Source organism: Clostridium sp. BL-8 (assembly GCF_002006495.1).
Taxonomy (GTDB): Bacteria; Bacillota; Clostridia; order Clostridiales; family Clostridiaceae; genus Clostridium.
Genome location: NZ_LZZL01000019.1, coordinates 26,482 through 51,353, shown reverse-complemented (window position 1 = coordinate 51,353; position 24,872 = coordinate 26,482). Strand labels below are relative to the sequence as shown.

Sequence of the window (24,872 nt, the reverse complement as noted above, 5' to 3'; positions counted from 1 at the left end):
TGAAAGAAGCATAAATATGCACAATAAACGTAATTCAAAATTAATAAAGCGAATTGAGAAAATATTAAGCATTGTGAAAGAGCGAATTGAAAAAAATATTAGATTTGAACTTATGGCAGTAATAGGAGTATGTTTTTTTATAGCATTTATTTTTTATAGTTTTACAAACAATATGCTATCAAAACAATACACAGAGCCTAAGATAACATATGATTATGATTCTATAGAAAGAAATGCTAATAATTTAGCTAAGCAATTAGAAGCAGAAAAAAGCCCAATTTCAGGAGATAAAATTAATGACATTTTAAGTAATGTGGATAGTGGAGATAAAAGTTATATAACTGATTTAGATGGGAAAATATTATATAAAACTAAAAATGTAGTTGAAGAAAATATAGATATATATAGTGCATTACAAGGAGCAATGACGAATGTAAATTATGAAAAGAACGAGGAGGTCCGAGAAAAAACGTACATAATGCCGCTAAAGATTGATGGTGAAAGAAGGTATTTAATATATTCTAAAATTCCAGAAGCCACTATAACGTACACCACATTTAATACATCGAATTCATCTTTAGCATTAATTCTAGCAGTTATTGTATTTGTAGTATCTTTTGTTATTATAACAAATAAGAAAATGAAATATTTAGATGAAATTGCAATTGGCCTTAAAATAATAGCAAGTGGAAATTTGAATTATAGAATAGAAGAAAAAGGTACAGATGAGATTAAAAATATAGCATATAATATAAATCTTATGGCCAAGGAAATTGGAGAAAAAATTAATGCTGAACGGGATGCAGAAAAAACCAAAGCTGATTTAATAACTAATGTTTCTCATGATTTACGAACACCATTAACTTCTGTAATGGGATATATGGGACTTGTAATTCAAGGAAGATACAAAGATGAAAATGAGATGAAAGAATATTTAAATATAGCTTTTAGTAAGGCAGAAAGATTAAAATTATTAATAGAAGATTTATTTGATTATACTAAATTAAACAATAATGGGGTTACCTTAACAAAGACTAAAGTTAACCTGGCAGAGTTTTTATCACAATTAATTGAGGAATTAACACCATTGGTTGAAGAAAATAATTTGACTATATATAAGAAATTTGAATCAGATAGTATATTTGTCTCAATAGATACCGTGAAAATGCTTAGAGTGTTTGAGAACTTAATTACTAATGCTATAAAATATTCGTATAAGCCTGGAGAAATACTTGTTGGCTTATATGAACATGATAATACTGCAATTGTGGTATTTAGAAATAAAGGAGATCATCTTACAAAAGAAAAAACGGATAAGTTATTTGATCGATTTTATAGATTGGATGAATCAAGAAATAGCAATACAGGTGGATCAGGTCTTGGGCTTGCAATTTCTAAGAATATAGTGGAATTACATGAAGGAAAGATATGGGCTCAATCAATAGGAGATAATATAAGTTTTTATGTGCAATTAAACCTATAATTAATTATTAATTATAGGTACTTTTTTTTAGTAAAATTAATATTTATATTAATGAAGTATTTTATATTTTGGAGGAAATATGCAAGATAAAAATCCTAATAGTCGTTTTGGGATAGACATAAATGAATATACTACAACTGTCCAATTTGATGTTTTAGCAAGCAAAATAGATTTTTTATATCTGAGAGCTTCGGGATCAGCAACTGGAACCTTTAGGGCTGATAGAAAATTCGTTGATTACGTAAAAAACGCCAGAAATTATGGGATTCCAGTTGGTGCATATCATTTTTCATTACCATCGTATGATTTAACAGATGCCGATAGGCAATGTGATGACTTTATAAATACGCTGCAGCAGGGATTTGGAAATAAAGATTATGGAGATTTGTTTCCTGTAATAGATGTTGAGGCACCGTTAGATAAGTCAATAAGTACAAAAACGTTAATTGATTGGATTGACAGATTTAGAAAAAGATTTGAAAAAAATACTAGAAGAAGACTTATGATTTATACAGGAACAAACTTTATAGAGCTTTATAATAACTTTAACGTTCCTGGCCGTGGCTATCCTTTAAAGAATATGCCGCTATGGATTGCAATGTATACAAGTATTCCTATTAATCCTAAATTTCCACCTAATGTTGGAGGATGGACTAGATGGAGAATATGGCAATACAGCGAAAGTCAAACTGTTCAAGGGGTTGGAAATCCTGTAGATGCAAATTGGGGTCCTAATAGCGTAGATTTATTAACTCAGCCTCGAGTTGTTACAGGACTACAAGCAAGATTTCAAGGTGGAAACATAAATGTTTCGTGGAATAGAAATAGTGATGTAGATTTACTTGGCTATAATCTCTTTGTAAATAGAGAGTGGGTAGGAACTGTTGATGAAAATGCTACAAGTTATGTAATACCTTCAAATAAAATAAATGTACAAAAAAATGCGCCTATTGAAGTAGCTATTGAAGCATTTGATTATGATGGAGAAACATCAAAAACAAGAGCAAAGGTAAATTTATAAAATAAGATTCATATCATATTTCAAGCTTATATATGTGTAGCTAGCATATAAAAGATGAAGTATGATATAAGGCAATATTAATTACAAATTAATATTAATGTAAATTATGATCAATAACGTACTTAATCACTATGATAAATAGTATGTGAGAGCGATTTCCTGGAAAGGAGAATAGTGAGTGGGAAAAATTAAAAATAAGAGAGCAAAATCTTCCAAAATAGCAGTTAATGCATTAATAAAAATAGCAATGGTAATTATAGCATTTATAGTAGTTGGAGCTGCTGCATCAGCTGTATATTCTATGTCAATAAAAAATACGGTTAAAGCTTGGGAGAATAAAATATATCCAGGAATAACTGTACAAGGAGTAAATATTGGAGGCATGACAAAAGAGGAGGCAAAGAATAAACTTGTTGAAACTTTTGAAACTGTTATACCAAATAAAAAAGTATTCATAGCAATAGGGGAGAAGCAATATGAACTTATTTATTCAGATATTTCGCCTAAATATAACATAGATGAAACTATTGAACAAGCTTATAGGGCTGGGAAAGTTGGAGGGACTTTAAAAAAATTTATAACTATAAAAGGTAATAATAATACAAAAAATAAAATTCCTTTAAATTTTTCTTATGACGAAGAAAAACTTAAGGCATATGAAAAGAAGATACAAAGCGATACAGCTCAAGCAGCTAAGGATGCTACTCTAAGTATTAATGGCAGCAGTATAACAGTTAATCCAGAACAAGAAGGAGTAACTGTAAATTTGGAAGCATTAGACGAAAAATTAAGAGGAAGTATTGATGGTGAAATTAATCCAGAGACTAATATTACTGTTGAGGTAGAAAAAACAAAGCCAAGGGTAACTAAAGAAGATTTAGCTAAGATAAAAGGCTTAATGGGAACTTTCTCAACAAGTTATGCTACATCCCCCCTAGGAAGATGCAAAAATATAGAGATAGCAACCGCTACATTAAATGGAACTGTAGTTATGCCTGGAGAAGTTTTTAGTTTTAATGGAACTGTGGGGCAAAGAACAACTGAAAGAGGGTATCAAGAGGCAGGAACATTTGTAGGAAATAAAATTGAACCAGGAATTGGTGGAGGAATATGCCAAGTATCAACAACTCTTTATAGGGCAGTAATGAAAGCTAATTTGAGATCTGTTGAAAGAACAAATCACTCAATGGCAGTAGGCTATACAGAGCCAGGACTTGATGCAACAGTTGCTTATGGGTATTTAGATTATAAGTTCAAGAACACGTATGATTTTCCAATTTATATTCAAGGAATTACTAGAGGTAAGGCTTTAACTTATAATGTGTACGGAGATCCAAGCGCGTTAAATGGAAAGACATATGAAATGGTAAGTGAAGTTCTTGAAACTATACCTCCACAAACTAAAGTTGTACCTGACAGTAGTTTACCAGAAGGTAAAGAAGTAAATGAAGGAGGTGGAATGACCGGTTATAGAACAAAATCATATCAGGTTACTTATGAGAATGGGGTTGAAATAAATAGAGAACTCATATCTACAGATACTTATGCAAGTGTTGATGTAATTGTAAAAAAAGGAATAAAATCAGATGTTAGTGTAGGAACGGCAGCAGTAACCTCTCCATCGGAATAGTAGTATATTTAATTTGATATTTATATAAATTATAGACATATGTTTTTTGTATGAATTTAGTATATTTGAAGACGTATGTCTATAACTTTGTAAAAAGTTAGATACCGAATAAAAAGGATTAACTTAAGTTTTAGAAAGTGGTTAATTTATTATATATTGTCAATTAATTTTATAGTGGTGAATATATTGATAATAGAATTCTATTCACCATAATAAAATTAATTTTTGATAATGTTCTATAAAGTATATGAGTTTAATTGGCCTTCCATAATTATGCAGGGAATACTTTTGACTTGTTATGAACCATATAGTATAATTTTGAAATAGAAGAATAGACTAATTTTTTGCACTTGAATAGGAGAAGGTGGAATTTTGAATTTAAATATAGTATTATATCAACCAGAAATACCTCAAAACACAGGAAATATTGCTAGAACTTGCGTTCTTACAGGTAGTAAGCTTCATTTAATAAAGCCATTAGGATTTGACATAAATGAAAAGCAAGTTAAGAGAGCAGGATTAGATTATTGGAAAGATCTAGATTTAGAAATTCATGAGAGCTATGAAGATTTCATGAATAAATATGGAGACAGAAAAATATATTTATCAACTACTCATGGAGAAACTCACTTTGATGAAATTTCCTTCAAAGAAGGAGATTTTATAATGTTTGGAAGAGAAACTAGCGGAGTACCGCAAGAAGTACATGAGAAGCATATTGGTTTTAGAATTCCAATGATAAAATCAAGTACTAGAAGTTTAAATTTATCTAATACAGTGGCTATTGTAGCTTATGAAGCATTAAGACAAATAGGATTTCCTAATATGAAATAAGTGAAGAGGAATGAAGATATATGGAAAAGATAAAAATCATAACAGATAGCACTGCTGATTTATCCAAGGATATATACGAAAAGTATGAGATAGAGGTTTTACCATTATTAATAAACTTTGGTGAAAAGAGCTATCAAGATGGAGTTGAAATAAATACTAATGAAGTATTTGAAAAAATAGAAAGAGATAATGTGCTTCCAACAACAGCACAAGTTACCCCTAATAGGTTCATTGAGATATATGAGAAATATTTATGGGAAGGGTATAAAATTATATCAATTCATATGTCTTCTGTAATGAGTGGAACGTATCAATCAGCATGTATTGCAAAAGAAACACTAGAAAGTGATAATATAGTTGTAATTGATTCTCAAAATGTTACAGCAGCATTAGGAATATTAGTCTTAAAAGCAGCTAAACTTAGAGAAAAGGGATATAATATTGCACAGCTAGAAGAAGAATTAAATGTAATTAAAAATAATATAAAGCTTTCAGTCTACTTTGAATCTTTAGAATACCTTGTAAGAGGCGGTAGAATTTCTAAAACTGCTGGTATAGTTGGAGGAATGCTTGGAATAAAGCTTATACTCGAAATAAAAGATGGTATTATGTCAGTAAAAGATAAGATCAGGGGAAATAAGAAAGCAATTAAAAAGATTATAAATGATCTTGAAAGTGCGGAGTTAGATGATGAGGTACCAGTTATATTAATTGATGTAAATAATCTTGAAGTTAAAGAAGCGCTTAAAGAATATATGGAAAACAATAATGTAAAATTTATTGAATGTCCAGTTGGATCGGTCGTATGTGTTCATTCTGGTCCTGGATGTTGCGGAATAGTATTTTTAACTAAATAAAGAAACACATGCCTTTATTTTTTATTGCATTGGTTTTAATAAGGTTTAACAATTTATTTAAGACCAATGTTAATATATAGTATATGAGGCATGTTTTTATTTCTAATAAAAATAATTTTTATTAGAAATCAAGTGTTTTAGGCATTGTATGTATATAGAAGGGTTTGAACTATGCTTGCAATCTCAGGATAATGCAGAGTATACTATAGAAAAAGAGATAGAATTAAGAACTAAAGCAAAAAGATAGTTTTTATGAATACGTTTAATTAGCGCATACATAATTTTTTGTAAGGAGGAAATTTATGAATATAGAGTATGGCATGAAGATGACCCAGGAACAGAGATTGATATTAACTCAAAATATGCAGCAATCTATAAAATTACTGCAAATGTCTCTTCATGATTTAAGGGAATATATAGATATTGAATATTCGGAAAATCCAGTCTTAGAAATAAATGAAGAAACAGCTCCATATGATGATGTGCAAAATGCTGAAAAAATGAGCATAGAAGATAGTTATGATCATAAAAAAATAGTTGAAGAATTGTATTCAGATAATTATAAGGATAAATCAGAAATAAATTATTCAAACGAAGAAATTTCACCGTTGAATTTCATAGAAAAAAAGATCTCCTTAAAAGAATATCTTCAGGAACAATTAGTTGAGGCTGACATAGATGAGTACATGTTAAATATATGTAAGTACATTGTTGAATCATTAGATAATAAAGGATACTTAGAAATTTCAGTAGAAGAACTCGGACAAGAGCTGAATATATCAGAGGAAATTATAGAGAGAGCTTTAAAAATAGTTCAATCTTTGGAACCCTATGGAATAGGAGCTAGAAATATCAAGGAATGCCTGCTTATTCAGAGTTTAAGATTAAATATTTTGGATAATATAATGGAGAAAATGATTTTAAACCATCTTGAAAATGTTGCTGAGAATAAGTACGAAGCAGTTGGAAGAGCTTTTAATATATCACCAAGAGAGGCCCAAAGATATGGAGACTTGATTAAGAAATTAGAGCCTAAGCCATCAAGGGGATTTTATACTGGAGAAGAAGTGAATTATATAATTCCAGATGCTGAAATTAAAAATATAAATGATGAGTTTTTTATAATAATGAATGAAAGCGCTTTACCAAAGCTTATGATAAATAGAACGTATAAAGATGTATTGCAAAATAATAAAGATTCAGAGATAAATACTTATGTCAAGGACAAAATTAATAAGGCAATATTTTTAATAAAATCGATAGAACAAAGAAAAGGTACATTATACAAAGTATTGGAATGCTTGATTGATAAGCAGAAAGATTTCTTCAAATTTGGCAGACAGCAGATAAAACCTTTGACGTTAAAAGAGGTTTCTGAAAAAGTTAATCTGCATGAATCAACTGTAAGCAGAGCAATTAAAGATAAATATATATTAACAAGCTATGGGACAATAAAAATAAAAGATCTATTTGCAACAGGTTTGTCAGCAAATAATGATGATATGGCAACGGCAACAGTAAAAAATGAAATAAAAAGAATAATAGATGAAGAGGATAGGAGCAAGCCGCTTTCAGACCAGATAATAAGTTCTATGTTAGCAGATAAAGATATGAAGATTTCGAGAAGAACAGTTGCAAAATATAGAGAAGAGTTAGGTATTAAATCTTCATCTATGAGAAAAAGATTATAATAAATAGTTTAGAAATTTAGATAATTAACTCTTACTTGTCAAGTTTTAATGAGCAATGCAAAAAGATGTTTTTAGTATTAAGTCATAAATAAAAATTTATGATTCATATAGGAATTTCTAAAGGATTAGAACTTGACAATTAAGAGAGTATATTGGTAATTTCAACTTCTTATAAAGCTAGGTTTAAAATTTAGAAGTATTATTATATATATAGTAGATAAATATGGAATCATTGTGGAAAACTATAAAAAAGTTTGCTAATAATTAATTATGTTAGTGTATTTTTGTTTTTTTTGAAATATTATAAAAAATTTTAAATAAGGACTTTAAAATTTTTGAAAGGTGTTTTATAATAATATATGTGGGACATAAAGAAATGATATGGGACACGTAGTGACCAAAGGGGTGTTTGAGTTGCAGGAAATATTAGAGTTACAAAAAAAGATAGTTCCTGAGCTTGTAAATACATTAGAGAAAAGGTATAACGTACTCAGAACAATCTGTCATAATGAACCTATAGGAAGAAGAGTTCTTGCTGATATGTTAAATGTCGGTGAAAGGACTGTTAGGACAGAGATAGGTTTTTTAAAGGATCAAGGATTAATTGAGATAAATACTTCTGGAATGACAGTTACAAGTGAAGGTGTAGAAATTATACATAAATTGAATGATTTTATTCATGAGATAAAGGGTCTTTCAGAAGTTGAGAAGAAGATAGAATCTTTTCTTAATTTAAAGAAGGTTATCATAGTCCCAGGAGATGTGGAAGAGAATCCTTTAGTATTAAAGGATTTAGGCAAGGCGTGTGCAAATTACGTTAAAGATGTTTTAGAAAATAATTCTATTATTGCTTTAACTGGAGGAAGTACATTGAAAGAAGTTGTAGAAGCATTTCCGAAAATAACAAATTTGTCCAAGATACAAGTAGTACCAGCAAGAGGTGGCATGGGGAAGAAAGTTGAAACCCAAGCTAATACTTTAGCAGCTACTTTAGCTAAAAAGTTAAATGGTACTTATAAAATGCTTCATATCTCAGAAAATTTAAGCTTAGATATAATTGGTACTTTGCTTAAAGAGGAGGCAGTCAAGGTAGTTATAGATACCATACATAAAGCAGATGTGCTTATTTATGGTATAGGTAATGCTGTACAAATGGCTAGAAAAAGAGGAGTTCCACAGCAGGAAATAGACAATTTAATAAATAAAGGCGCTGTTGGAGAAGCATTTGGATGTTATTTTAATAAGGACTCAGAAATAATCTCAGAAACTACCGCAATTGGAATAAAAATTAATGAAGCAAGAAAAATTAGAACACATATTGCAGTAGCTGGTGGGAAAAATAAAGTGGAGTCCATCATGGCAACTGAATATAACGATATTGATGGTGTGTTAGTAACAGATGAGGCGGCAGCCAATGGAATATTAAATGCATTTGAAAGTTAAATTCAGTTATTAAATTAGTTTGTAAAATTTATTTTTATAAAAAAAAGAAAAGCATTATTAGGAGGTAATTGTAATGGTAAACGTAGCAATTAATGGTTTTGGAAGAATAGGAAGATTAGCTTTAAGACTAATGATTAACAACCCTGAATTTAATGTGGTTGCAATCAATGACTTAACAGATGCTAAAATGTTAGCTCATTTATTCAAATATGATTCAGCTCAAGGAAGATTCGATGGAGAAATCGAAGTTAAAGAAGGAGCTTTCGTAGTAAACGGAAAGGAAATCAAAGTAGTTGCTGATTCTAACCCAGCAAACTTACCTTGGGGAGAATTAAACGTAGATATCGTTCTTGAATGTACTGGATTCTTCGCATCAAAAGATAAGGCTTCAGCTCATATCACAGCAGGTGCTAAGAAAGTTGTTATTTCAGCTCCAGCAGGAAATGATCTACCAACAGTAGTTTACAATGTAAACCACGATATATTAAAGGCATCAGACACAGTTATTTCAGGTGCTTCATGTACTACTAACTGTTTAGCTCCAATGGCTAAAGCATTAAATGATAACTTTGGATTAACTAAAGGTTTCATGACTACAATCCACTCATACACTAACGATCAAAATACTTTAGATGCTCCACACAAAAAAGGTGATTTAAGAAGAGCTAGAGCTGCTGCAGCTTCTATCATTCCTAACTCAACTGGTGCTGCTAAAGCAATCGGATTAGTTATTCCTGAATTAAAAGGAAAATTAGATGGTGGTGCTCAAAGAGTTCCAACAATCACTGGTTCATTAACTGAATTAGTTTGTACTTTAAATAAGAAAGTAACTGTAGAAGAAGTTAATGCTGTTATGAAAGCTGCTGCTACTGAATCTTATGGATACACTGAAGATGAAATAGTTTCTGCTGACGTTATCGGAATCAGCTACGGTTCATTATTTGATGCAACTCAAACTAAGATTATGGAAGTTAATGGAGAACAATTAGTTAAAGTATCTTCTTGGTACGATAACGAAATGTCATACACTAACCAATTAATCAGAACTTTAGGATACTTCGCTAACTTAAAGTAATTTAAACTATATTTTAAACATAACGCGCAAATTTATGTTATAAAATAAGGCATATGAAGAAAATAACGAGTCAAAGATGCTTTGTATATTTTTGCATCAGACAAGGAAGCATATTTGGCTCATAGCCGGCTACTAGCCTAATATGCTGACACAGTATGATACGAAATATGCTAGCATACTGACTTGTTATTTTTTAAATATGCCGGAATAAGTCTGGTTTTGTAGTATAAGGCTATAAAGCCAGACTCTTTTAAAATACTCATAAAATATTTTTTTAGAGGTGAAAGTCATGAATTTTAATAAGAAGACAATTGAAGATATTGATGTTAACGGAAAGAAAGTATTAGTAAGATGCGATTTTAATGTGCCATTAAAAGATGGTGTTATAACTGATGAAAATAGATTAGTTGGAGCTCTTCCAACAATCAAATATTTAGTTGCTCACAATGCAAAGATTATACTTTGCTCACATTTAGGAAAAGATGCTTCAAAATCATTAGCACCAGTTGCTGCTAGATTAACTGAAATGTTAGGAAAAGAAGTTGTTTTTGCTAGAGATGAAGAAGTTGTTGGTGAAAATGCTAAAAAAGCAGTTGCAGCAATGAAAGATGGAGACATAGTATTATTAGAAAACACTAGATGCAGAAAAGAAGAAACTAAGAATATTGAAACATTCTCTAAAGAATTAGCTTCATTAGCTGACATATTTGTTAATGATGCATTCGGAACTGCTCATAGAGCTCACTGCTCAACAGTTGGTGTGACTGATTACTTAGATACAGCTGTATGTGGATACTTAATCCAAAAAGAATTAAAATTCTTAGGAGATGCAGTTGAAAGTCCAGTAAGACCTTTTGTTGCTATCTTAGGTGGAGCAAAAGTTTCTGATAAGATTGCTGTTATAAACAATCTTTTAGATAAAGTTAACACAATCATAATCGGTGGTGGAATGGCTTACACATTCTTAAAAGCTCAAGGATATGAAATCGGAACTTCACTAGTTGAAGAAGAGAGACTTGACTATGCCAAGGAAATGGTTGCTAAAGCAGCAGAAAAAGGCGTTAAATTCTTATTACCAGTAGATCACAGAGTAGCTGCAGAATTCAAAGATGTTGAAGCTACAGTTACAGAAGATCAAAACATTCCAACTGGAAACATGGGATTAGATATCGGACCAAAGACAGAAGCTTTATATGCTGATGCTATTAAAGATGCTAAGACTGTAATTTGGAATGGACCTATGGGTGTATTCGAATTTGAAAACTATAATAAAGGAACAATTGCAGTAGCTAAGGCTATGGCAGATGCAGATGCTACTACTATTATAGGTGGTGGAGATTCAGCTGCAGCAGTTAATACATTAGGATTTGGAGACAAGATGACTCACATCTCTACAGGTGGTGGAGCATCATTAGAATTCTTAGAAGGTAAAGTATTACCAGGAATAGCTGCATTAAATGACTAATTTTAATTAAATTTAAACTTAAGAAGAGTTAATTACTTTTCTTAAGTTTAATCTGTTAATATCATAAGATTTCTAAATATTATAAAGTGTAATAGAAGTTTTGATGAAAACGTTGGAATGTATATTACAAATAAATAATGAATTATGAGGTGTATATAATGAGAAAAGCAATTATCGCAGGTAACTGGAAAATGAACAAGACTGTTGAAGAAGCAGTTAAAATGGTAGAAGAATTAAAACCATTAGTAAAGGATGCTTCATGCGATGTAGTTATATGTCCTACATTTGTATGTTTAGATGCTGTAAAAAAAGCAGCAACTGGATCAAACATAAAAGTTGCTGCACAAAATATGCATTTTGAAGAAAGTGGAGCATTTACAGGTGAGGTTTCTCCTAAGATGTTAGAAACTTTAGGAATAGACTATGTTGTTTTGGGACACAGTGAAAGAAGAGAATACTTCAATGAAACTGATGAAGCATTAAATAAGAAAGTTAAAAAAGCTTTTGAACATGGTATTACTCCAATTCTTTGTTGCGGAGAATCTTTAGAACAAAGAGAAAACGGAACAACAAATAAAGTTATTGAAGCTCAAATTAAAGCTGATATAGATGGATTAACTAATGATCAAGTAGAAAAACTTGTTATTGCTTATGAACCAATCTGGGCAATTGGAACAGGAAAAACTGCGACAGATGAACAAGCAAATGAAACAATTAAAGCAATAAGAGCTATGGTTGCTGAAATGTATGGATCAGAAGCAGCTGAAAAGACAAGAATTCAATATGGTGGATCAGTTAAACCAAATACAATAAAAGCTCAAATGGAAATGTCTGATATAGATGGTGCATTAGTTGGTGGAGCTAGTTTAGTTCCAGCTGATTTTGCTGCTATAGTTAATTATTAATATAAAGACAATAAGAAAACCATGAACAAGGTAAAAAGTGTTCATGGTTTTTATTTTTATATAAAATATTTAATTTTATATAAAAATAATGATAAATAATTAACTTGATTGAATGAAAATAAAAACATAATATTTTTATATTATAGATAATATAGATAATTTATTATAAGTGAAGTGATATTTGTAAATTTAGCTTACACTTTGAATATAAATGTTTAGAAGTTGCAATAAATGCAAAAAAATAATATAATTTAAGTGAATAGTAGTATGTAAATTAAAATAGACGATAATATTTAATATATAAGTTCTTAATAAGGTCTATATACTGATAATTGATAAAAAAATAACGGTTTAAATGTAGAATAATTATTAGAATATTTATATTATGATTTTTAACAAATGTATTTGGAGGGATAGGAAGATGGCAAAGAGACCTGTTATGTTAATGATATTAGATGGTTTTGGAGTAGCACCAAAATCTGAAGGAAATGCTGTAAGTTTAGCAAAAAAACCAAATTTAGATAAACTTTTTGAAAAATATCCAAATTCTGAGCTACAAGCAAGCGGTTTAGCAGTTGGATTACCAGAAGGTCAAATGGGAAATTCAGAAGTTGGACATTTAAACATTGGTTCTGGAAGAATAGTATATCAAGAATTAACTAGAATTACTAAAGCAATTTCAGACGGAGATTTCTTTGAAAATGAAGCTCTTAAATTAGCTATGAGTAACGCTAAGAATGGTGCAGCTTTACACTTGATGGGTTTATTATCAGATGGTGGAGTTCATTCACATTTAGAGCATTTAAGAGGACTTTTAGAATTTGCTAAAAAAGAAGGAATTCAAAATGTATATGTTCATGCATTTATGGATGGAAGAGATGTACCACCTTCATCAGGAAAAGAGTTTATAGAAAAAACTGAAAAGATGATGGCTGAAATAGGGGTAGGTAAGATTGCAACTATAAGTGGTAGATACTATGCAATGGATAGAGATAATAGATGGGAAAGAGTTGAACTTGCATACAATGCATTAGTTCTAGGAAAAGGTGAAACTGCAGCTAGTGCAGTAGAAGCTATAGATAAATCATATAAAGACAATAAAACTGATGAATTTGTATTGCCAACAGTAATAACTGAAAATGGAAGTCCAATTGCAAACATAAAAAATGGTGATTCAGTTGTGTTCTTTAATTTTAGACCAGATAGAGCTAGAGAAATAACAAGAGCTATTAATGATAAAGAATTTGCAGGATTTAAGAGAGAAACTTTAAGTCTTACTTTTATAACAATGACTCAATATGATAAGACTTTAGAAGGAGTACATGTTGCATATAGTCCTCAAACTTTAACTAACACTCTTGGAGAATATGTAAGCAGCAAGGGATTAAATCAATTAAGAATTGCAGAAACAGAAAAATATGCTCATGTTACTTTCTTCTTTAATGGGGGAGTAGAAAAAGAAAATCCAGGAGAAGATAGAAAGGTAATTCCTTCGCCTAAAGTTGCAACTTATGATTTAAAACCAGAAATGAGTGCATATGAAGTAACTGAAGAACTATTAAACAGATTAGACAGCGACAAATATGATATGGTAATATTAAATTTTGCAAATCCTGATATGGTAGGCCATACAGGTATTGTAGAAGCAGCTGTTAAGGCAATTGAAGCAGTTGATGAATGCGTAGGAAATATCGTAAACAAAATTTTGGAAAAAGACGGATGCGTATTTATTACAGCCGATCATGGTAATGCTGAGACTATGATAGATTTTTCAACAGGAAATCCATTCACAGCTCATACTACACATCCAGTACCTTTCATTTGGGTTGCAAATGATACAGAAGGTAAGGGATTAAAGGATGGAAAACTTGCTGATATCGCACCAACTATGTTAATTCAATTAGGACTTGAAGTGCCTTCAGAAATGACTGGTGAAAATTTAATAATAAATAAATAAATTATTTAACATAAAAGACTATCTTATGAGGATAAATCCTTGTAAGGTAGTCTTTTTGTGTTTAGATATTGAATAACATAAGATTATAAAAAGTATACAATATTGATTCATTTTAGGACAATTTAGTTTAAATATTATATTTTGAAAAGAAAAGATTTATGGGAGTTTAGGGAATAATTTAAGTGAAATTGCATAAATTAAATTTTAAATTAATATACTTATAAAAAAGATTTAGGGTTGATGATATGAAGAAAAATTTTGCATATTCTGCTGATTTTGACGAAGCTACAGAAAAATTATTTAGAGAGGCCAGTTATTTAGGTGAGGGGCATAATGGTGTAGTTTATGAATTACCGAATAGAAAGGTGATTAAAATATTTTTAAGAAAGAAAGTATGTAATGATGAAGGAAGCATTTTGGCTAGAACAAATGGATCGAAATACTTTCCGTACTTGTATAAAAAAGGAAGTTTGTATGTAATAAGAGACCTAGTGGAAGGAAAGAGACTTGATAAATATATAAAAGAAAATGGATTGAGCGAAAAACTAATTAAAAATATATATGAATTATTAGGAGAGTTCAAAAAACTTAAGTTCAAAAAACTAGATGTCAGATGCAAAGATATTTATGTTTCTAGTAATGAGAAGGTTATGATAATAGACCCTAAAAAAGCATATAGTAAAAGGATTGATTATCCAAGACATTTAATGAAGGGACTAAATAAAATAGGAGTTTTAGAGGATTTTATTAAAGGTATAGGAAAAATAGATTCAAAAAAAGCAGTAGCTTGGGAATTAAAATTTAAAAGATATTGTGAATCTGAGTATCTATCATTTCTTGAATGATTATGTAAATAATATTTTATTGAATTTACAAGTACTAACAATAAATCATATTTGATTTTAGAAATTAGAAAATTAAGGATTTTTAATTTTATTATAAACGTATTCTGCGTAAATCGATATTTCTGAAAAAAATGCACGATATTTTTACCAATGAGAATAAAAGATAATAAGCGGCTTCAAAAGTAAAATAAGATGAATATTCCAAAAAAATTTACTAATAATATTATAGTAGTTAAAAAAATACTTTAATATAAGAAATAAATGTATTATAATTAAATTGATAATAGTTATCAATTAAAAACAATAAGGAGGGAATAGAAATGAAAGATTATTTAGAAATTGTAGATGTCATTGCGAGACAAATTATAGACTCAAGATGTTTTCCAACAGTAGAGGTTGAAGTATATTTAGAAGATGGTACAATAGGAAGAGCCGCAGTTCCATCAGGAGCATCAACAGGTATGTATGAAGCTGTAGAACTAAGAGATGGAGATAAAGATAAATTCTTAGGTAAAGGTGTTTTAAATGCCGTAAGAAATGTTAATGAGACAATTGCAGAGGAATTAATAGGTTGTAATGTATTTGAACAAACATATATAGATAAGATGTTAATAGAATTAGATGGAACTCCTAATAAGAGTAAATTAGGAGCAAATGCTATTTTAGGAGTATCATTAGCAGTAGCAAATGCAGCTGCTAACGCATTAGAAATGCCTTTATATAGATATATAGGAGGTGTAAATTCTAAGGTGTTACCTGTACCTATGATGAATATTTTAAATGGAGGTTCTCATGCAGATAACTCAGTAGATTTACAGGAGTTTATGATTATGCCGGCTGGAGCACCTACTTTTAGTGAAGCATTAAGAATGTGCGCTGAAGTTTACCATACATTGAAAAAGATCTTAAATGATAAAGGGTATTCCACAGGGATTGGAGATGAAGGTGGATTTGCACCAAATCTAAAATCAAACGCAGAGGCACTTGATGTTATAATTGAAGCAATAAATAAAGCAGGATATAAACCAGGTGAAGAAATTTATATCGCTATTGATGCAGCTTCATCAGAATATTATAAAGATGGAAAATATGTGCTAGAGCATGAAGGAAGAACATTATCATCAGCAGAAATGGTAGATTTCTTTGAAGATTGGGTTAATAAGTATCCAATTATTTCAATAGAGGATGGTATGGCAGAAGAAGATTGGGATGGATGGAAGTTAATAACTGAAAGGTTAGGAAAGAAAGTTCAATTGGTTGGTGATGATTTATTTGTTACTAATACTGAAAGACTTGAAAAGGGAATTGGACTTGGAGTAGCTAATTCGATCCTTATTAAACTAAATCAAATAGGTACATTGACAGAAACTTTAAATGCTATAGAAATGGCAAACAGAGCTGGGTATACAGCAGTTGTTTCCCATAGATCTGGAGAAACAGAAGATACAACAATAGCTGATTTAGTTGTAGCTGTAAATGCAGGGCAAATCAAAACTGGAGCACCAGCAAGATCAGAAAGAGTTGCTAAGTATAATCAGCTGCTAAGAATAGAAGAAGAATTAGGTGAAGTAGCTGAGTATAAAGGTAAAAAGGCCTTTTTTAACATAAAATAATACCTAGGCACTTAAAGGATAGTCGGTGGCATAAAAATATAAATTATGTTACTGACTATTTTTATTTTACATAAAGTTGTAATAAATAAATAAATATGATATTATTAAATGTAGATGTCGTTGATCATTAGTGGAGGTGTTACCTATGCAAAATATGTTATTAGCTTTTGAAGTGTTATTAGGATTAGGTGTTATTATAACAGTATACATGCAACCTAGTAAAGCAGATGCCTTAAGTGGTTTAATACAAGGTGCTTCAAAAGATACATTCTTTTCAAAAAATAAGTCAAGAACTAAGGAAGTAATTCTTATAAGATTTACATGCGTATTTATGTTTCTTTTTGTAATCAATACAGTTGCATTAAATTTAATAAAATAGTAAATTCGAGCTACTTTGTTTTAAGTAGCTTTTTGTATTTTCATATAAAAGTTTTATTATAAAGATACAAAATAATATTGACTAATTACAAGTATGTAGAATATAATTAGAATAGTAAATCATAGTAATTAAATAGGAATAATACGAAAAAAGAAATCATACAGTTTATTATAAGTAAATGCGATGAAGGGAATAAGTATATTAAGGAAAATTTTCAGAGAGGAATTTTTAAAACAGCTGAAAGAAATTCTAAATGGAACTTAATAGAATGCATCCTAGAGCACTAAGTTGAAAAGTGAAGTAGGCTTAGCAGGTGTGCCTGATACAGCACAAAGAGATGTTATGTATAAATATAATGCATAATAAATCAGAGTGGAACCGCGGGAATATTCTGCCTCTGTTTTTATAACAGAGGCATTTTTTTATAATGAAAATTATATATTAAATTTAAGATAAGTATATCTTTAACTGATAAAAACATTATATCAAGAGTATCTTAATCTTATGGGGGTGAATATATATGGCTATTAATAGTAAAGAAATTATAGAAAATAAAAAATTAGAAGAAATATTAAGGATGGTTGAAAAAATAAAGTATGGGTCAATAACATTAATAATACAAGATGGAATAATTATACAAGTTGATAAAAATGAGAAAATAAGAATGAAGTAATTAGAAAAGATGTTAAAAGTTGTTGACAAATGAAAGTAAAAAGAATATATTATTATAAAACACAGTATACTTATAAGAATAAGTGGATATAAAACAGATAGTATTTAAGTAAATCTGACTGGAAAACCAGAGGATGTACTTCTTAGTGAAAGAAGTATGTCCTCTTTTCTTTTTTCAAATTATTAATGTTAATAAAAGTTTAAGGAGGACAGTTCAATTATGGGAGCAATTAATTTGAAGGAATCATCAGTAACTATAAGAGAATCAAGATTGGGCTCAATTACTGGATTTAATGGTTCAGCAAAAGAACTTGTTACCTGTGCTCATGCAGGAAAATTAAAAGATTGTTCAAGGAAGTTCTCTCAATGTATGGGATGTAATGCAGGACATGCATTCTGTCAACTATCAATGATAAGAGATGCAGTAGTTGTTAATCATGCACCAATAGGATGTGCTGGAGATTTCTTTGGTTTCAATTTTACTTATAGAGTGGAGCAAATGAAGAGAAATCTTCCAGCTACCATAGGCAGATATTTCAGTACATGTATTGAAGAAAAGGATACTGTTTTTGGAGCAGCTAAAAAATTGGAAGACACAGTAAGAGAAGCATATAAAAGAGTCAAACCAAATGCTATCTTTGTTACCACGTCTTGTGCCTCAGGAATAATAGGAGAAGATGTTGATGCAATAACCGAAAATTTATCACAAGAGTTAGGAATACCAGTTATATCATGTTCGTGTGAAGGATTCAGGTCTAAAATATGGACGACAGGATTTGATGCGGCATATCATTCGATTTTGAGAAAACTGGTAAAACCGCCTAGGAAGAAAACCAATAAAGTTAATATAGCTAATTTTTGGGGAAGTCATATTTTTGATGAATTTTTAAATAGACTTGGGTATGAAGCTCAATATATTGTTCCTTTTTCAACAGTGGCAGAATTAGAGTATATTTCTGAAGCAGCAGCAACAATTCATGTTTGCCCTTCCTTAAGTACTTATTTAGGTGCAGCTTTAGAGCAAGAATATGGAGTTAAAGAAATAAAAGCACCACCAGCTTACGGAATAGAGGGAACTGATATATGGACGAGGGAAATAGGCAGAGTATTAAATCGAGAAGAAGAAATCGAAAAAATAATAGAAGAAGAACATGTAAAAGTGCTACCAAGACTTGAAGAATATAGAGAAAAATTAAAAGGAAAAACAGCATATGTTACAGCAGGAGCAGCACATGGCCATGCAATAATAGCTATGCTTAGGGAACTTGGATTAGATGTTCAGGGAGCAGCTATTTTCCATCATGATCCTCTATATGATAACAAGGATAAGACTTCTGATGCTTTAGCACAGGCAGTAAATATTTATGGAGATATTAAACACTATAATGTTTGTAACAAGCAGGCATATGAACTTGTAAATATATTAAACAGGGTGAAACCTGATCTTATGATTGCAAGACATGGTGGGATGACTATGTGGGGGGCAAAACTTGGAATACCAACTTTATTAATTGGAGACGAACAATTTGGGTTTGGGTATCAAGGAGTTCTAAATTATGCATCACGTATAGTTGAAACAATAGATAACAGAGAATTTGTAACTAATCTTGCTAAGCATAGTACCATGCCATATACAAAATGGTGGCTTGATCAAGATCCATTTACGTTCTTAGGAGGTAATACTAATGTCGAAAATTATTGAACAGCCTAGGTTTTCATGTGCTTTAGGAGCTCAACAGACAGTGATAGCTATTAGACGTGGAGTTCCAATATTACATTCAGGACCAGGATGCAGCAATAAAATAAGTTCGTTGATAGGACAGGGGGAAGGGTACGCCGGAGGAAATACAATACCATGTACAAATGCAACAGAGTCAGATGTCGTGTTTGGTGGTGAAAGAAAACTTAAAGATGTTATTGAAGGTGCATTTAAAGTAATAGATGCAGATCTTTATGTTGTTCTTACAGGATGTACTTCAGATATAGTTGGAGATGATATTGGAAGTGTAACAAGTAAATATCAAGAAGAAGACAAGCCAATTGTATATGTGGAAACTGGTGGATTTAAAAGCAATAATTATGCGAGTCATAGTACAGTTGTTAATGCAATAATTGATCAATATGTAGATAAATTCAAAAAAGATGACACTGTAAAAAAGGGACTTGTGAATGTATTTGCAACAGTGCCATATCAAGATCCTTATTGGAATGGAAATTTGGAAGAAATAAAGAGGGTACTAGAGGGTATTGGACTAAAAGTAAATATACTTTTCGGAAATGAATCTAAAGGTATAGAGGAGTGGAAGACAATACCTAATGCAGAGTTTAATATAGTTGCAAGCTCATGGGTAGGCTTAGATATTGCAGAACATTTAAAAGAAAAATACAAAACACCATATGTACATTTTCCATATCTGCCAATAGGAGCGATTGCTACAACTAAATTTTTAAGGCAGGTAGGCAAATTTGGACATTTAGGTAAAGATAGCGTTGAGAGTTTTATTAAGAAAGAGGAGGAGAAGTTTTACTTTCACATAGAAAGGACAGCAGATTTTATGCTTGAATTTAGATATGGTCTTCCAAGAAAATTTTACAGCATTTTAGACGCATCATATTCATTAGGATTTTCTAAATTTTTATTGAATGAACTTGGAATACTTCCAGGAAGGCAGTTTATTGTTGATGATACTCCAGAAAAATATAAGGAAGCCATAGTAAAAGAATTTGAGAATATTTCAGAGTTTAGGCATGCAGAAGTTGAATTCAATGTAGATGCAGGTAGTGTTCAATTGGAAATTGAAAAAGAATCAATTGAAAGTAGAGCATTGATTTTAGGAAGTGGATGGGATAGAGATCTTGCAAAAAAAATGAATGCAGATCTGCTTATAGCAAGTGTTCCAGTAACCTATAGACTAGTACTTAATTGTGGTTATGCGGGATATAATGGTGGACTTAGAGCGATTGAGGATATATATGATCGAGTACTGAACACCTATAGATAAAGAAGAAGATAAATATAAGGGTAGGAATATCTAAATTAATATCAATGTAAGAGTAGAGACAAAATTTAATGAGTGCTTGTTTTTAAGGGTATCATGAGAAATTATAGAGGTTTTAAATAAGAGTATTTTTATAAGAATGCTCTATAGATGATAAGTGAAAGTTTATAAAAAGAAAAGAGGAGAGATAAATGGGAGATTATAAATTTGACACTATTAAGGTTAGAGGTGGGTATAATCCTAAAAACCACAATGATGCGGTTTCTGTGCCAATATATGCAACTGCATCTTTTGAAGTAGGTGAAGCAGAAAGATTTGATAGGCTAGCAAGTCTTTCTGAAGAAGGATATATCTATAGCAGGCTTGGAAATCCAACTGTAAGTGTATTAGAAAGTAGAATAGCTGCCTTGGATGGAGGAGCTTCTGCTGTTGGAGTGGCTTCTGGTATGGCAGCTATTACTTATGCACTATTGGCTGTCGCAGAAGGAGGAGGCAGAATTTTAACAACACATCAGCTATATGGAGGAACAGTAGATGCATTAAAAAAATTATATCCTAAGTTCGGAATTCAAATTGACAGAATTGATAATGATAGTGATATAGAGGAGTTTAGAAGAGCTATTAAGGAAGATACAAAGGCAATTTTTATAGAAACAATAAGCAATCCAAATGCGGTTATTTCAGATATAGAGAAAATAGCTGAAGTCGCTCATGAAAATGATATTCCACTTATTGTAGACAATACCTTTGCAACACCATATTTGCTTAATCCAATTAAGTATGGAGCAGATGTTGTTATATATTCTGCAACTAAAGCTTTAAGTGGTCATGGAAATGTTATTGCTGGTGTAATAGTAGATAGTGGTAATTTCAATTGGGCAAATGGTAAGTATCCTCAATTTACTCAGCCGCATTTTACACTAAAGGATTTAGAAGGAAATGAAAGGAGTTATATTGAGGCATTTAAGGAAAGTGCATTTGCAGGAAAAATAAGATTAGATTATCTTACCTATTTTGGAGCAGTGCTTAGTCCTTTTGATGCTTATTTAATATTAATAGGCTTAGAAACCTTATCAGAAAGAGTACAAAAACAAGTTTCAAACACTGAGAAAATAGTAGAATTCTTAAAAACAGAAGAAGCAGTTAGCTGGATAAGCTATCCGACAGTTGAAGGAAGCCCTTATAAAGCTTTAGCAGATAAATATTTTCCAAAGGGTGTTGGTTCAACTTTTACATTTGGATTTAATGGAAATTCAGAAGGAATTTATAAATTAATTAATTCAGTTAAGTTATTTAGTTATCAGGCTAATGTTGGAGATGCAAGATCTTTAATTGTTAATGTTCCAAAAACAACTCATGGAGAATTAACTGAAGAACAATTAAAACTAGCTAAAATACCTCAGGAAACCATAAGGCTTTCAATAGGTATCGAAGATACTGAGGATTTAATAGAAGATTTAAAACAGGCATTTAAGAAAGCTTTAAATCTATTTAGTTAAATAAAAGGGTATAGAAGATTTATAGAGGTTCAAATAAAAGTATTTATAAAGATTATAGAAAAGACATCTGTATGTGTTAATGCAGTGAAAAATTATTTATTTAAGGAGAGAATCGTAATGGCAGAAAAAACATTAAGACAAGTAGCTATATATGGAAAGGGTGGAATAGGAAAATCAACTACTACGCAAAATCTAACAGCGGGTCTTGCAGAACTAGGAAAAAAGATTATGGTAGTTGGCTGCGATCCTAAGGCAGATTCCACAAGATTATTATTGGGAGGATTAGCTCAAAAGACTGTTTTGGATACATTAAGAGAAGAAGGAGAAGATATAGAACTAGATGCAATAATGAAAACAGGCTTTAAAGGAATAAAATGCGTTGAATCAGGAGGACCAGAACCAGGAGTAGGCTGTGCAGGAAGAGGAATAATAACTTCTATTGGAATGCTAGAAAGATTAGGAGCTTACACAGAAGATTTAGATTATGTATTTTATGATGTACTTGGTGATGTAGTTTGCGGGGGATTTGCAATGCCAATAAGAGAAGGAAAGGCGAAAGAAATATATATAGTTGCAAGTGGTGAAATGATGGCTTTATATGCAGCCAATAATATATCAAAAGGAATTCAAAAATACGCTCTAAAGGGTGGAGTGAGGCTTGGAGGAATAATTTGTAACAGCAGAAATGTTGACAGAGAGCTTGATCTTTTAACAGCATTTGCAAAAGAGCTTGGAACACAATTAATTCATTATGTACCAAGAAATAATGTAGTACAAAGAGCTGAAATAAGGAAAAAAACCGTAATAGAATTTGACCCAGAAGAAAGCCAAGCAGATGAATATAGAGAATTAGCTAAAAAGATAGAAGAAAATGATTTGTTTGTAATTCCACAACCAATGAAGCAGGAGAGGCTTGAAGAAATTTTATTAGAATATGGATTGATGGATTAAAGCAATTAATATGTAATCGAAAGATCTTTGGAGTATAAAGCTTTAAATATCTAGATGAACTCAAGAAATATTGACATTTAAGATAGTGGGAGGCAGCCTTATGATAACTGTAAATAATGTAAGTAAAACTTTTAATACTCCTACTGGAAAAGTAGAGGTACTAAAAGATATAAGCTTCAAAATTGATTCAGGTGATATTTTTGGAATAATAGGTTTTAGCGGTGCAGGAAAATCAACTTTAATAAGATGTTTAAATGGACTGGAGAAGCCTGATTTAGGAACCATAGTTATTGGTGAAGATGAAATAACAAAATTAAATAGAAGGGAACTTAGGAATGCAAGAAAAAAGATAGGAATGATATTTCAACAATTTAATTTATTTGATTCAAGAACAGTATATGAGAATATTGCTTTTCCATTAGAGATATCTGGATATAAAAAAGAAAAAATAGGGGAAAGAGTTGAAGAAATATTAGAACTGGTTGAATTATCAGAAAAAAGAGATGCATATCCACTTCAATTAAGCGGGGGACAAAAGCAAAGAGTTGGAATTGCAAGGGCGCTAGCAAATGAGCCTGATGTTTTATTAAGTGATGAAGCAACTTCTGCTTTGGATCCACAAACTACCTTTTCGATTCTGGAACTTTTAAAGAGTATAAATGAGAGATTAAATTTAACAATAGTAATAATAACTCATGAACTTGATGTATTAAGATATGCGACAAACAATATGGTGGTTTTAGAAGAAGGGCACATTGTTGAAAGTGGTGAAACTGATAATTTATTTTTAAATCCCAAAAGTGACACTTTGAAAAAGTTTATTAATATTACAAAAGGTCTTCAGAAAAATAGAAAATTTTCAGGTGGTGAAGGAATATGAGCAGCGATTTAGGAAGTCTACTTATAACTGGTACAGCAGAAACATTATATATGGTATTTCTTTCATCTATAATAGCATTTGTACTTGGAGTACCCATAGGCATTTTACTTGTTGTTAGCGATAAAGGTGGAATATTTCCGTTAATTAAAGTGAATAAAATAACCGGATTTATTATAAATGTAATAAGATCGATGCCTGAAATGATATTAATCATTATTTTATTACCACTAGCCAAAGTTATAGTTGGAACAACTTTAGGAGCAAATGCAGCAATAGTATCTATTTCAATTGGTTCAGCACCATTTCTTGCAAGAATAATAGAAAATAGCCTGAAGGAAGTTGAATTTGGGAAAATAGAAGCAGCAGAATCTATGGGAGCAACTCCCTTCGAGATAATCAAAAAAGTATTACTTCCAGAAGCACTTCCTTCAATCGTTAGAGGAATAACTATAGCAGTAATAGGAATAATAGGCTTTACAGCTATAGCAGGAGCAATTGGTGCAGGAGGACTTGGAAGTTTAGCTATAAGATTTGGATATCAGAGGTTTCGTACAGATGTACTTATAGGAACTGTAGTCATATTAGTTGTAATTGTACAAGTTATTCAATTTGCAGGTGATTCTATTGCGAAGTTAATAAATAAGAGAAGATTTAAATTTGAGTGGTAAAAATT

The 24,872-nt window shown here is 30.8% G+C and carries 21 protein-coding genes and 1 other annotated feature; all 21 genes read left to right on the top strand.

Translation table 11 applies throughout. From position 1 onward, the window contains the following. Positions 1-16: 16 nt before the first annotated feature. The 21 genes from CLOBL_RS08710 (at position 17) to CLOBL_RS08610 (ending at position 24,867) form a co-directional block, all read left to right on the top strand. Entirely contained in the window at positions 17-1,483 is a 1,467-nt protein-coding gene (locus CLOBL_RS08710; RefSeq protein WP_077858679.1) for a HAMP domain-containing sensor histidine kinase, read from the top strand. 79 nt (positions 1,484-1,562) lie between these two features. Then, positions 1,563-2,504 (top strand): glycoside hydrolase family 25 protein, encoded by a 942-nt coding sequence (locus CLOBL_RS08705; RefSeq protein ID WP_077858661.1) that lies wholly within the window; start codon positions 1,563-1,565, stop codon positions 2,502-2,504. Between the two features lie 247 nt (positions 2,505-2,751). Beyond that, a complete protein-coding gene (locus CLOBL_RS08700; protein ID WP_242953803.1) occupies positions 2,752-4,134 on the top strand; it encodes a VanW family protein in 1,383 nt (460 codons plus the stop codon). 372 nt (positions 4,135-4,506) lie between these two features. Next, a complete protein-coding gene (locus CLOBL_RS08695) occupies positions 4,507-4,968 on the top strand; it encodes a tRNA (cytidine(34)-2'-O)-methyltransferase (protein WP_077858659.1) in 462 nt (153 codons plus the stop codon). Between the two features lie 20 nt (positions 4,969-4,988). Then, on the top strand, positions 4,989-5,825 hold the full coding sequence (locus tag CLOBL_RS08690; RefSeq protein ID WP_077858658.1) for a DegV family protein: 837 nt from the start codon (positions 4,989-4,991) through the stop codon (positions 5,823-5,825). Positions 5,826-6,127: 302 nt separating this feature from the next. Further along, the gene (rpoN, locus tag CLOBL_RS08685) at positions 6,128-7,516 is read left to right on the top strand and encodes an RNA polymerase factor sigma-54 (protein ID WP_077858657.1); all 1,389 of its coding nucleotides are present in this window, start codon (positions 6,128-6,130) and stop codon (positions 7,514-7,516) included. 381 nt (positions 7,517-7,897) lie between these two features. After that, positions 7,898-8,959, top strand: a complete 1,062-nt coding sequence (locus tag CLOBL_RS08680) for a sugar-binding domain-containing protein (RefSeq protein ID WP_077858656.1) — start codon at positions 7,898-7,900, stop codon at positions 8,957-8,959. Between the two features lie 73 nt (positions 8,960-9,032). Next, positions 9,033-10,034: a type I glyceraldehyde-3-phosphate dehydrogenase gene (gene gap / locus CLOBL_RS08675; RefSeq protein ID WP_077858655.1), complete on the top strand. Its 1,002-nt coding sequence runs from the start codon at positions 9,033-9,035 to the stop codon at positions 10,032-10,034. A gap of 289 nt (positions 10,035-10,323) precedes the next feature. Further along, positions 10,324-11,499, top strand: a complete 1,176-nt coding sequence (locus CLOBL_RS08670) for a phosphoglycerate kinase (RefSeq protein ID WP_077858654.1) — start codon at positions 10,324-10,326, stop codon at positions 11,497-11,499. A 158-nt stretch (positions 11,500-11,657) separates the two neighbouring features. Beyond that, positions 11,658-12,404 carry a triose-phosphate isomerase gene (gene tpiA / locus CLOBL_RS08665; protein ID WP_077858653.1) on the top strand — a complete coding sequence of 249 codons (747 nt, stop codon included), beginning with the start codon at positions 11,658-11,660 and terminating at the stop codon, positions 12,402-12,404. A 421-nt stretch (positions 12,405-12,825) separates the two neighbouring features. After that, a complete protein-coding gene (gene gpmI, locus CLOBL_RS08660) occupies positions 12,826-14,361 on the top strand; it encodes a 2,3-bisphosphoglycerate-independent phosphoglycerate mutase (protein ID WP_077858652.1) in 1,536 nt (511 codons plus the stop codon). A gap of 245 nt (positions 14,362-14,606) precedes the next feature. Next, the gene (locus tag CLOBL_RS08655; RefSeq protein ID WP_077858651.1) at positions 14,607-15,206 is read left to right on the top strand and encodes a protein kinase; all 600 of its coding nucleotides are present in this window, start codon (positions 14,607-14,609) and stop codon (positions 15,204-15,206) included. A 320-nt stretch (positions 15,207-15,526) separates the two neighbouring features. Continuing rightward, positions 15,527-16,819: a phosphopyruvate hydratase gene (gene eno / locus CLOBL_RS08650; RefSeq protein ID WP_077858650.1), complete on the top strand. Its 1,293-nt coding sequence runs from the start codon at positions 15,527-15,529 to the stop codon at positions 16,817-16,819. A gap of 145 nt (positions 16,820-16,964) precedes the next feature. Next, a complete protein-coding gene (gene secG, locus CLOBL_RS08645) occupies positions 16,965-17,198 on the top strand; it encodes a preprotein translocase subunit SecG (RefSeq protein WP_009172487.1) in 234 nt (77 codons plus the stop codon). Positions 17,199-17,372: 174 nt separating this feature from the next. Next, positions 17,373-17,600, top strand: a binding site (T-box leader). A gap of 118 nt (positions 17,601-17,718) precedes the next feature. After that, entirely contained in the window at positions 17,719-17,871 is a 153-nt protein-coding gene (locus CLOBL_RS08640) for a YezD family protein (protein WP_009172486.1), read from the top strand. A 219-nt stretch (positions 17,872-18,090) separates the two neighbouring features. Beyond that, a complete protein-coding gene (locus tag CLOBL_RS08635) occupies positions 18,091-19,572 on the top strand; it encodes a nitrogenase component 1 (protein ID WP_077858649.1) in 1,482 nt (493 codons plus the stop codon). Further along, the gene (locus CLOBL_RS08630; RefSeq protein WP_077858648.1) at positions 19,556-20,872 is read left to right on the top strand and encodes a nitrogenase component 1; all 1,317 of its coding nucleotides are present in this window, start codon (positions 19,556-19,558) and stop codon (positions 20,870-20,872) included. Before CLOBL_RS08635 ends, CLOBL_RS08630 begins: the two co-directional genes overlap by 17 nt. 188 nt (positions 20,873-21,060) lie before the next feature. Continuing rightward, positions 21,061-22,368 (top strand): aminotransferase class V-fold PLP-dependent enzyme, encoded by a 1,308-nt coding sequence (locus CLOBL_RS08625; RefSeq protein ID WP_077858647.1) that lies wholly within the window; start codon positions 21,061-21,063, stop codon positions 22,366-22,368. A 117-nt stretch (positions 22,369-22,485) separates the two neighbouring features. Beyond that, positions 22,486-23,319 carry a nitrogenase iron protein gene (gene nifH / locus CLOBL_RS08620; protein ID WP_077858646.1) on the top strand — a complete coding sequence of 278 codons (834 nt, stop codon included), beginning with the start codon at positions 22,486-22,488 and terminating at the stop codon, positions 23,317-23,319. Positions 23,320-23,419: 100 nt separating this feature from the next. After that, the gene (locus CLOBL_RS08615) at positions 23,420-24,199 is read left to right on the top strand and encodes an ATP-binding cassette domain-containing protein (RefSeq protein ID WP_077858645.1); all 780 of its coding nucleotides are present in this window, start codon (positions 23,420-23,422) and stop codon (positions 24,197-24,199) included. Then, a complete protein-coding gene (locus CLOBL_RS08610) occupies positions 24,196-24,867 on the top strand; it encodes a methionine ABC transporter permease (protein ID WP_077858644.1) in 672 nt (223 codons plus the stop codon). The genes CLOBL_RS08615 and CLOBL_RS08610 overlap by 4 nt, the downstream gene beginning before the upstream one ends. The last annotated feature ends 5 nt before the right edge of the window (positions 24,868-24,872 follow it).

Bases quoted from the DNA above. Each gene is read 5' to 3' on its own strand.
- secG (WP_009172487.1), top strand. From the start codon at position 16,965: ATGCAAAATATGTTATTAGCTTTTGAAGTGTTATTAGGATTAGGTGTT.
- CLOBL_RS08705 (WP_077858661.1), top strand. From the start codon at position 1,563: ATGCAAGATAAAAATCCTAATAGTCGTTTTGGGATAGACATAAATGAA.
- CLOBL_RS08610 (WP_077858644.1), top strand. From the start codon at position 24,196: ATGAGCAGCGATTTAGGAAGTCTACTTATAACTGGTACAGCAGAAACA.
- CLOBL_RS08655 (WP_077858651.1), top strand. From the start codon at position 14,607: ATGAAGAAAAATTTTGCATATTCTGCTGATTTTGACGAAGCTACAGAA.
- rpoN (WP_077858657.1), top strand. From the start codon at position 6,128: ATGAATATAGAGTATGGCATGAAGATGACCCAGGAACAGAGATTGATA.
- CLOBL_RS08710 (WP_077858679.1), top strand. From the start codon at position 17: ATGCACAATAAACGTAATTCAAAATTAATAAAGCGAATTGAGAAAATA.
- tpiA (WP_077858653.1), top strand. From the start codon at position 11,658: ATGAGAAAAGCAATTATCGCAGGTAACTGGAAAATGAACAAGACTGTT.
- CLOBL_RS08700 (WP_242953803.1), top strand. From the start codon at position 2,752: ATGGTAATTATAGCATTTATAGTAGTTGGAGCTGCTGCATCAGCTGTA.
- CLOBL_RS08625 (WP_077858647.1), top strand. From the start codon at position 21,061: ATGGGAGATTATAAATTTGACACTATTAAGGTTAGAGGTGGGTATAAT.
- CLOBL_RS08690 (WP_077858658.1), top strand. From the start codon at position 4,989: ATGGAAAAGATAAAAATCATAACAGATAGCACTGCTGATTTATCCAAG.
- gpmI (WP_077858652.1), top strand. From the start codon at position 12,826: ATGGCAAAGAGACCTGTTATGTTAATGATATTAGATGGTTTTGGAGTA.
- CLOBL_RS08635 (WP_077858649.1), top strand. From the start codon at position 18,091: ATGGGAGCAATTAATTTGAAGGAATCATCAGTAACTATAAGAGAATCA.
- CLOBL_RS08670 (WP_077858654.1), top strand. From the start codon at position 10,324: ATGAATTTTAATAAGAAGACAATTGAAGATATTGATGTTAACGGAAAG.
- gap (WP_077858655.1), top strand. From the start codon at position 9,033: ATGGTAAACGTAGCAATTAATGGTTTTGGAAGAATAGGAAGATTAGCT.
- eno (WP_077858650.1), top strand. From the start codon at position 15,527: ATGAAAGATTATTTAGAAATTGTAGATGTCATTGCGAGACAAATTATA.
- CLOBL_RS08680 (WP_077858656.1), top strand. From the start codon at position 7,898: ATGGGACACGTAGTGACCAAAGGGGTGTTTGAGTTGCAGGAAATATTA.
- nifH (WP_077858646.1), top strand. From the start codon at position 22,486: ATGGCAGAAAAAACATTAAGACAAGTAGCTATATATGGAAAGGGTGGA.
- CLOBL_RS08630 (WP_077858648.1), top strand. From the start codon at position 19,556: ATGTCGAAAATTATTGAACAGCCTAGGTTTTCATGTGCTTTAGGAGCT.
- CLOBL_RS08640 (WP_009172486.1), top strand. From the start codon at position 17,719: ATGGCTATTAATAGTAAAGAAATTATAGAAAATAAAAAATTAGAAGAA.
- CLOBL_RS08615 (WP_077858645.1), top strand. From the start codon at position 23,420: ATGATAACTGTAAATAATGTAAGTAAAACTTTTAATACTCCTACTGGA.